Source organism: Actinosynnema sp. NPDC050801 (assembly GCF_040673975.1).
Classification (GTDB): Bacteria; Actinomycetota; Actinomycetes; order Mycobacteriales; family Pseudonocardiaceae; genus Actinosynnema.
The window spans coordinates 560,959-569,877 of record NZ_JBFAQZ010000002.1; the positions used below are offsets into that span (position 1 = coordinate 560,959).

At 72.0% G+C, this 8,919-nt stretch carries 6 protein-coding genes; 2 read left to right on the forward strand and 4 right to left on the reverse strand.

Going from position 1 to position 8,919, the window contains the following annotated elements:
- Positions 1–2 precede the first annotated feature (2 nt).
- Positions 3–1,430, forward strand: coding sequence for an ATP-binding protein (locus tag AB0K14_RS07085; protein WP_360463811.1), 1,428 nt, complete (start codon positions 3–5; stop codon positions 1,428–1,430).
- A gap of 177 nt (positions 1,431–1,607) precedes the next feature.
- Here the strand turns inward: AB0K14_RS07085 and AB0K14_RS07090 are convergent, their stop codons facing one another.
- Positions 1,608–2,438 carry a methyltransferase domain-containing protein gene (locus AB0K14_RS07090; protein WP_360463783.1) on the reverse strand — a complete coding sequence of 277 codons (831 nt, stop codon included), beginning with the start codon at positions 2,436–2,438 and terminating at the stop codon, positions 1,608–1,610.
- A gap of 254 nt (positions 2,439–2,692) precedes the next feature.
- Positions 2,693–5,830, reverse strand: a complete 3,138-nt coding sequence (locus AB0K14_RS07095; protein ID WP_360463786.1) for an NHL repeat-containing protein — start codon at positions 5,828–5,830, stop codon at positions 2,693–2,695.
- 201 nt (positions 5,831–6,031) lie between these two features.
- On the opposite strand from AB0K14_RS07095, the gene AB0K14_RS07100 reads away from it, so the two are divergent.
- On the forward strand, positions 6,032–7,003 hold the full coding sequence (locus tag AB0K14_RS07100; RefSeq protein WP_360463789.1) for a hypothetical protein: 972 nt from the start codon (positions 6,032–6,034) through the stop codon (positions 7,001–7,003).
- A gap of 147 nt (positions 7,004–7,150) precedes the next feature.
- On the opposite strand, the gene AB0K14_RS07105 is transcribed toward AB0K14_RS07100, so the two are convergent.
- Both AB0K14_RS07105 and AB0K14_RS07110 read right to left on the reverse strand, forming a co-directional pair.
- Positions 7,151–8,266, reverse strand: coding sequence for a putative glycoside hydrolase family 15 protein (locus tag AB0K14_RS07105; RefSeq protein ID WP_364337632.1), 1,116 nt, complete (start codon positions 8,264–8,266; stop codon positions 7,151–7,153).
- 399 nt (positions 8,267–8,665) lie between these two features.
- Entirely contained in the window at positions 8,666–8,827 is a 162-nt protein-coding gene (locus tag AB0K14_RS07110) for a hypothetical protein (protein WP_360463795.1), read from the reverse strand.
- Positions 8,828–8,919 lie beyond the last annotated feature (92 nt).

Genomic DNA, 8,919 nt, shown 5'->3' on the forward strand with positions numbered 1-8,919 from the left:
ACGTGGAGAACCTGACGGTCGAGGACCTGCGCGGGCTGTTCCTGTTCGAGCACCTGTCCGAGGACCAGCTGGCGTGGCTCGTCGCGCACGGCCAGGTGGAGACGCACCACGCGGGCGCGCAGGTGTTGCGCGAGGGACAGCCCGCGACCTGCTTCTACGTGCTGCTGGCCGGCACGGTGACGCTCAGCCGCGTCATCGGCGGCCAACGCGTGGAGACCCACCGCACCGACCACCGCGGCGCGTACTTCGGTGCCACGCAGGCGTACCTGGGCGCCGACGTGGAAGCCAGGACGGTCTACCAGATGACCGCCGACGCGGTGACCGACGTGCGGCTGTACCAGCTGCCCGCGCACGACTTCGGCGCGATGTTCCGCTCGTGGTTCCCGATGGCCATCCACCTGCTGGAGGGCCTGTTCTTCGGCATGCGCAACACCGAGCGGATCGTGAGCCAGCGGGAACGGCTGCTCGCGCTCGGCTCGCTGTCGGCCGGGCTGACCCACGAGCTGAACAACCCCGCCGCGGCGGCGGTGCGGGCCACCGGGGCGCTGCGCGAGCGGGTCGCCGGGATGCGGCACAAGCTGGCGCTGTTGGCGAGCGGTTCGCTCGACCCGGCCACCCTGCCCGTGCTGGTGAAGCTCCAGGAGAGCGCCGTCGAACGGGTCGCGAAAGCGCCGAAGCTCGGTCCGATGGAGACCGCCGACCTGGAGGACGAGGTCACCGACTGGCTGGACGCGCACGGCGTCGGCGGCGGCTGGGACCTGGCGCCGGTGCTGGTCGCCGGAGGGCTGGACGTCGACTGGCTGGACCGGGCGGCCGCGGTGTGCCCGGAGACGGCCACCGAGGCGGCCGTGCGCTGGCTGGCCTACACGGTCGAGACCGAGACGTTGATGAACGAGATCGAGGACGCCACCACGCGGGTGTCCACGCTGGTGGGCGCGGCCAAGCAGTACTCGCAGGTCGACCGCGCGCCGTTCCAGGTGGTCGACGTGCACGAACTGCTCGACTCCACCCTCGTGATGCTCGGCGGCAAGCTGCGCGACGGCGTGCGCGTGGTCAAGGACTACGACCGCTCACTGCCGCCACTGCCCGCGTACCCGGCCGAGCTCAACCAGGTGTGGACCAACCTGGTCGACAACGCGGTGGCCGCGATGGACGGCACCGGCACGCTGACCGTGCGCACGTCCCGCGCCGGCGACGACCTCGTGGTGGAGGTCGCCGACACCGGCACGGGCATCCCGGCCGAGGTGAAGGGGCGGATCTTCGAACCGTTCTTCACCACCAAGGCGGTCGGCGAGGGCACCGGCCTCGGCCTGGACATCTCGTGGCGGATCGTGGTCGAACGCCACCACGGCGACATCCGCGTGGTGTCCGAACCCGGCGACACCCGCTTCCTGGTCCACCTACCGTTGCTGCCGCCTGCGGAGCGGTGACGGACTTGCTGCCCGTCGGGGTTGCTCCTGGGGCACGACCACAAGAGGAGGGAGTTCGCCGAACGTTTCGGCGGGAGGCGGTCGACGCGCTGCGGGGGGAGCGGGTGGGCCGTCCGTGGTCGTCCTGTTCCGATCCGTTCACCGGCGTTCTCGCTCGTGCGGAGCCATCTGATCTGGCTACGGCTGCTTGACGGCCTGCACGATCCACGCGGCGGAGGCGTAGCGCACGCCGTGTTTGTCCAGGTGCCGGGCGATGTCCTGCCGTGCGGCCTGGACGACCCGTGCGCGCCCGTCCTCGTCGAGTTCGGCCAGTTGAGAGGCCTGCCGGGCGGTGATGAACGTCAACGCGTCCTCCACGTCGTGGCCGAGCCACACCGGTTCGCTGACGGGGTGCAGCTCGACGTCGGTCATGCCCGCGCCGGTCAGCAGCGCGCGCACCCGGTCGGGGTCGCTGAGCGAGAACGGGTGCGCCCCTGTGGGCAGGGGCTTGCCGGCGGCGAACAGCGTGCGGAACGTGGACGCGAACTCGTTGCGCGCCAACGGTTGCCACGTCAGCAGCGCCATCCGGCCGCCGGGTCGCAGGGCGGTCGCGATGTTGGCGAAGGCCTTGTCCGGGTCGCCGAAGAACATCACCCCGTGGCGGCTGATCACGAGGTCGAACGCGGCCTCGGGGAACGGGTGCACCTGGGCGTCGGCCTGCTCGAACGCGATGTTGGTGATCCCGTCGAGCCCGGCCCGCCGCCGTGCCTCTTCGATCATCCTGGACGACAGGTCCACACCGAGGGCGTGGGCGGCGCGCCGGGCGGCGTCGCGCGTGGACTTGCCGGTGCCGCACCCGATGTCCAGGACGCGGTCGGCGGGGTCCACCCGGGCGGCGTCGAGCAGCCGTTCGTGGTACCGGGCGGCACCTTCGTCGAAGCGGTCGGCGTGGTCGGCCCAGAACGCGCCCTGGTCGCCGTCCCACGCGGTGAGCTGGTCGGAGTTGGTCGGATCCACCCGCACGGTCATCCACCGGACGCTACCGCCGCCCCGGCGACCGCGTTCCCGCCACCCCGGCCACTCCGTCCCGCGCTCCCTGGGGCCGCCGAGCGCCGACCGGTGCCAGGCAATGGGTCGACTTCGGCTATGAGCGAGGCACACGAAGCCGGATCACGGCACTGCTCGCGGCTTCGGGCCAGCTGAACAACCCTTCCGGGTACATGGTCCACGGTGCAGGATCTCCGCATTCCGGTGGCCTGGTGCAGAGTGTCGATACCCCGCAGTCACGCCTGCGGGGCAGGGGCTTCTCCATGGTCCTGCGGCTGCTCCTCGGACCGCTCTCCAGACTGCGCCTGCTCCTGCGCCTGCTCCTGCGCCTGCTTCCGCGAGCGTCGCCGGATCACCAGCACCGCGGCCGCCGCGAGCACGACCGCCGCGACGGCGATCCACAGCACGACCCACGGGAAGCGGAACGGGGTGTCGAGTTCCGCGGGGCGGACCAGGACGCCGAGTTCGTTGCGGTTCCGGTCGAGGAAGTACAGGTCCTCGCCGGGGCCGACGGCCAGGGTGGACGCGGGTGGTTGGCCGTCGGAGCGTGGCGGCAGGACGGTGTCGATGTCGCCGTCGGTGGTCACCCGGCGGATGCCGTCGGAGGTGCTGACGAACAGCGTGCCGTCCGCGGTGACCGCCACGTCGGTCGGGTGGCTCAGTGACGCCTCCAGCGCCGGCCCGCCGTCCTCGTCCTCCTCCGCGGAACTCGGCGAGGTCGACTGGCCGTTGCCCGCCACCGGTTCGGCCCTGCCGTCGCGCACGGCGAGCACCCGGTGCCCGGCCACCACGTAGAGCACGCCGTCCGGGCCGACCGTGATCCGGCCGGGCCGCTCGTCCTCGCCGCCGGCGCCGAGCACCTCCACCAACCGGTCGTCGCGCAGGGTGTAGACGGAACCCCTGCTGGTCAGGTGCAGCTCGCCGGTCGGGCCGACCGCGAGGTCCTCGACGCGGAGCGCGGCGTTGGTGGCGGGCTGGTCGGGGGACGGCGGTTGTTGGGCGGACCGGCTGCCCGCGACCACCACCTCGGCGCCGTCGGGGGTCACCCGGACGACCTCGTTCGCGGCCAGGTAGAGCGACCCGTCCGGACCGCTGGCGAGGACGCCGGGCCGCACGCTCTCGCCCAGCGGGTTCATGTCCACCGGGGCGAGGGCCCCGTCGGGGGCGATCCTGTGCACGGCCCCGTTCGCGTCCGAGAGGTGGACGGCGCCGTCCGGGCTGACCGCGAAGGAGCCGACCGCGCCGAGTGCGGCGGCGGGCTGTTCCCGCTCGTCCGCGGACGCCAGGTCGGCGAGGGTGGAGATCGTGCCGTCCGGGGTGATCCGGCGGACCAGGCTCGTCGACGACCCGGTCACGTACAGCGTGTTGTCCGCGCCGACCGCGACCCCGGTCGGCTCCTTCACCGCGGCCTTGGTCGCGGGTCCGCCGTCACCGTTGTCGGCCCGCTCCCCGGTGCCGGCCACCGTCGAGATCGTGCCGTCCGGAGCGACCCGGCGGATCCGGTTGTTGAAGGTGTCGGCGACGTAGCGGGAACCGTCCGGGCCGACGGCGAGCCCGCTCGGGGTGTTCAGCTCCGCCAGGGGTGCGGGACCGCCGTCGCCGGCGAAACCGCCCTCGTCGTCGCGGCGGTAGCTGCTGCCCGCGACGGTGGCCAGGATCCCGTCCGGGCGGATCGCCCGGACCGCGGGTGTGCTCTGCTCGACGAAGTACACCGTCGAGTCCGGGCCGACCGCCACGGACTCCGGCTTCCACAGCTGCGCCTGGCCGGCGGGCGCGTCGTCCGCGCGGTCCGCCCACAGCTCGCCGCCGCCGGCGACCACGACCGCGTTCCCCTGCGCGTCGAACCTGTGCACCACCTCGCCGGCGGTGACGAACACCGTGCCCGCCGGTCCGACGCCCACCCCCCGCGGTTCGGCGATCGTCGCGAAGGTGCTGATGACGCCGCCCGGGTCGACCCGGCGGATCTGGCCCTTGGCGGTGTCGGCGATGTAGACGTTGCCCGCGGCGTCGGCCGCGACCGCCTGCGGGTGCCGCAGCTCGGCCTGCCCGGCCGGCCCGCCGTCGCCGTGGACACCACTTCCGCCGGTTCCGGCGAACTCGTGGACCCGGCCGTCGCGGTCGATCCGCCGCACCCGTTTCCGGCTCGGCTCGGCGACGTAGACGGCGCCGTCCGGGCCGACCGCGATGCCCGACGCGCCGGGGGTCCGCGCCGGGAGCGGCCGCGTCGCCGGGACCTGGTCCCGCGGGCCGCCCGCGGCGACCGTGTGCACGGTGCCCGGCTGGTCGCCCGCCCAGCGGGACCGGGCCGGTTCCACCTTCACCGCGGGACTGTCCCCGCCGGCGCGGACCAAGCGCACCACGCGGGCCCTGCCGGCGACGTAGAAGTCGCCGTTCGGGCCGATGGCGAGGTCCCGGGCCCCGTCGGCGAACTGGGGGCCGACCTGCGTGGCGGTGCCGCCCGCGCCGACCCGGAACAGCACGCCGCGGCCTGCGTCGGTGACGTGCAGGACGCCGTCGCGGTCGAGGGCGATGCCGCCGATCCGGGTGTCCTCGCCCGGCAGCTCGGTGACGCGGGTGAGCACGCCGTCGCTCCCGACCCGGTGGACGGCGCGATCGCCCTCCGAGGAGAAGTAGACCGTGCCGGAGGCGTCCACGGCGACCCGGTTGGGCCGCCCGATCCGGGCGCTGGTCGCGGCCTTGCCCTCGGCCGCGGCTCGGTCGAGGGTTCCGCCGCCCGCGACCGTGGTGATCGTGCCTCCGACGTCGATCCGGCGGATCCGGGCGTTGTTGCCGTCGGCCACGAACACAGCGCCGTCCGGGTCGACCGCGATGTCCTGCGGCTCGTGGATCGAGGCCGCGGTCGCCGGGCCGCCGTCGGCGTGGCCGTCGACGGACTCGCCGTTGCCGCCGACGACGGTGATCGTCCCGTCCGGGTCGATGCGGCGGATGTCCAGCTTCGCCGCCAGGTGGACGGTTCCGTCCTCGGCGACCGCCGAGGCGTACGGCGAGTTGCTCGGGCTGTGGATCCACCCGGCGATCTCGGGGCTGTCGTCCTTCGGTGAGCGCAGCGCGCGGGTGCCGGGCACCGTGTCGATCACGCCGTCGGGGGCGACCCGGCGCAACCGCCCGTTCATCATGTCGGCGATGTAGACGGAGCCGTCGGGTCCGACCGCGACGCTCAGGCTGGTCCCCAGCCGTGCGTCACGGCCGGGGTGGCCGTCGCCGGAGTACCCCTCCTCGCCGATGCCCGCGACCGTCAGCACCTGGCCGGTCACCACGCCCGGCGTGCCGGGCCCGGCGTGTGCGGGTGGGGTGGTCGTCGCGAGCGCGACGACTCCGATCACCGCGGCGACCAGGCGATGGGCTGAAGCCATGCTGAGAGCTCCCCCTGCGACAACTTCCGGACAACTGGTCCGATCCGATGCGGCAGGACGGTGAGCGGTTCCCCGCCGGGACCGGACGACCGCGTGGATCAGCCGAATGGCCCCTTGGGGAACCACTTCTCGGCGAACCGGGGGAACGAAGGCCGCCGATCGCCCATCAGAGGCGGTGACGACCACGACCACGGAGGCCGCATGACGTACCCGCAACAGCCGTTCGGCGGACAGGGCCCATCAGGCACGTCCTCGCAGCCCGGACCGCACCACGGGTACCACGACCCGACCGCCCAGTACGGCGGCGGCTCCGGCGCACCGCCACCGCCACCGCCGCGGAAGAAGAACACCGTGGCGAACGTGGCGGCGGTCGTGACCGCCGTGCTGATCCTGGTCTTCGTCGGAGTCACCGGATTCGTCACGCCCGGCTTCTTCCTGGCCGGGAACGGCACCGTCGAGACCAGCACGACCGGCACGCCGCCGCCCACGACGTCCTCCGCCCCGGTTTCGAAGCCGGAGGAATTCCTGCCGGCGCTGGTCCGCGGCTTGACCTCCCAGGAGGTCTCCACCCTGAGGGGCTACACCTGCCCGGACACGCGACCCGCCGTGCACCGGGCCATCAGCGACGTCTCCTCGGTGAGCAGGGCCGAGGTGGTGGGCGAGCCGAAGACCTCCGCCGACAAGGCCGTGGGGACCGTCGAGATCACCGGCGCCGAGCGAACGCAGGAGTTCGAGGTGACGCTCATCCCGAACGGCCGCGAGTGGTGCTGGCAGGACATCGCTCCCGTCGAGGGCGGGGCCACCGCCGAGCGGGCGCCCGAGTCCACCAGACCGACGAAGGCCCCGACCGATCCCGGCACGCTCACCGCCGGCGGGAAACCGGTCGACCCCGAGGCGCTGACCGCCATGCGGGCCTTCATCGACAACATCAACGCGGGCGACGCCGCGAAAGCGGCGACCCAGCTCTGCGCCGACGCCATCAAGAAGCCGCAGGACATCGAGGAGCTGGTCGGCCACAAGCCGGTGCTGGAGCTCAACCCGACGATGGACGGCCGGTCGTCGGACCCCCGGACCGTCATCATGCACCTGCGGGGCACGGCGAAGCCCGTTCCGTTGTTCGGGGTGTGGCACGCCGCGGCGCACCGGGTGCCACAGGGTCGTGGCTGTCGGTGAACTACGGCCAGGGCCGGGTGTGGTGCCTGGTCACCGGGCTCGGCTCGGACATCTCGTGGCGGATCGTGGTCGAGCGCCACGACGCTGACATCCGGGTGGTGTCCGAGCCCGGTGACACCTCTGGTCTGTCTGCGGCCGGTGGGGTGGTCAGCAGGGTTTGCGGAGGATGGCGCCGGAGGTGCCGGGCAGGGAGACCTCGTTGACCGACGTGCCGCGTTCGTTGACGTGGCCGCCGTCCAGGGGGACGGTGATGGACTTGCTGTCGGTGCGGTTGGCGTTGACCACGACGGTGCCGCAGGTGAAGTCGCGGACGAAGAGGTTGGTGCCCACGGACCGGTAGGGGCCGGACGGCTTGCCGAGGTCCCAGTCGTACTCGGGGTGCCACGGGGAGGCGTCGCCGTAGCCGTCGGTCTGGTCGATGCTCGCGATCGCGGCCTGGTCGCCGGCGGCCAGGAGGTAGCTGGCCAGGGCGAACCGGAACGGTCGGTCGGCGCCGTCGGTGTGGTGCGGCTGCACCCAGGTGATCTTGCCGCGCGCCTCGTTGGAGGTGATCTCGGCGACCTGCCTGCTCCAGCCCTCGGGGTACTCCGACAGCAGGTTCGTGTCGTCGAACGTCAGCCACCACTCGTCGAAGCCGCCGTCGAGGTGCTCGGTGTAGGCGTCCCACGCGCCGGCGTGCAGGCGGGCGTTGGACAGGTTCGCGACGGTCTTCAACCCCGCGCCGACGAAGTCGTCCCGGGTGTTGGCCAACATCGACTTGTACGCGTCCTGCAACGCGGCGTCGGTCGGGTACTTCGCCGGGCAGACGTCCTGGTGGTAGGCGTCGCAGGGGAACAGCGCGTTGTCCATGAACACGCCGTCGAATCCGGCGGCGGTGCTGCTTTCGATCACGTTGGCCGCCCACGCGTCCTGGTAGGCGGTGTTGCCGACGTCCATCTGCCAGTGGCCGGAATAGCCGCTGTACTCGAACCGGCGGCCGTTCGGGTCGAGCAGGAACCACTCGGGGTGGTCCTTTTCCGCCTGGCAATACCCGACACCCGCCGGCAACTGAGCGTCGTCCACCCCGTTGCGGCACGCGTACGAGCGCGTGGACGACAGGTCCTTGTAGACGAATACCTGGACGGCCGGGTTCGCCTCCTTGAGCTTCGGGATCAACGCGCCTTCCCAGGCGTTCAGCACGACGTAGGAACGTCTGCGCGCCTCGGTGGCCAGCACCTCGTCCGAGATCGGGGTGGAGTTCATGTGCAGCCAGAAAGAGTGCACGTTCCCCCCTCCGCTCGCGACCGGTTGCTCGCCCGCGCCCACCGCGCCGGTGGGCGCGATCAGCGCCGCAGCAGTCGTGACGCCGACCACGACGGAGAGCAGTATGCGGGTCCGGCCGCTTCGCGCAAGCCGGTGTCGAACGTGGTCATTCCGCTTGAACAGGGACATGCCGGACTCCCGGTACGGCAGGCAGCACCCACTGTCGATCACGACGACAAAGTCGGACCCAACAGGGAACAATGGGCGTGCCCGCCCTCGTTTCGGTACGCGCGAAGATCGCTTACCGGTCAGTAGGCGAATGCGCGACCGCAGTAAAACCGTTCGTCGGCGGGCAGGTCAAGTAACGTGCGCCACACTACGCACGAAATTGTTCGTCTCTATTGGTCGCAACTATTTCGGTCAACTGGCGAAAAGATCATGGCGTGTCCGCGGGCGTGGCCGGGGCGACCGGCGTCGCGCCTCGGCGCAGCCGATGATCGCCAAGCCCGCCAACAGCGGAAGAACCATGGCCCCCTCGACCGCCAGCGCGCACGTGAGTGCGATCCACAGCAGCAGTCTCATGAACCAGAGGTTAGGGAGATGCGGGTCACAACGACACCGATTTGGGGAAGACTTGAGATAACGGTCGTGACCGGGTCCCGTGACCGACGGTC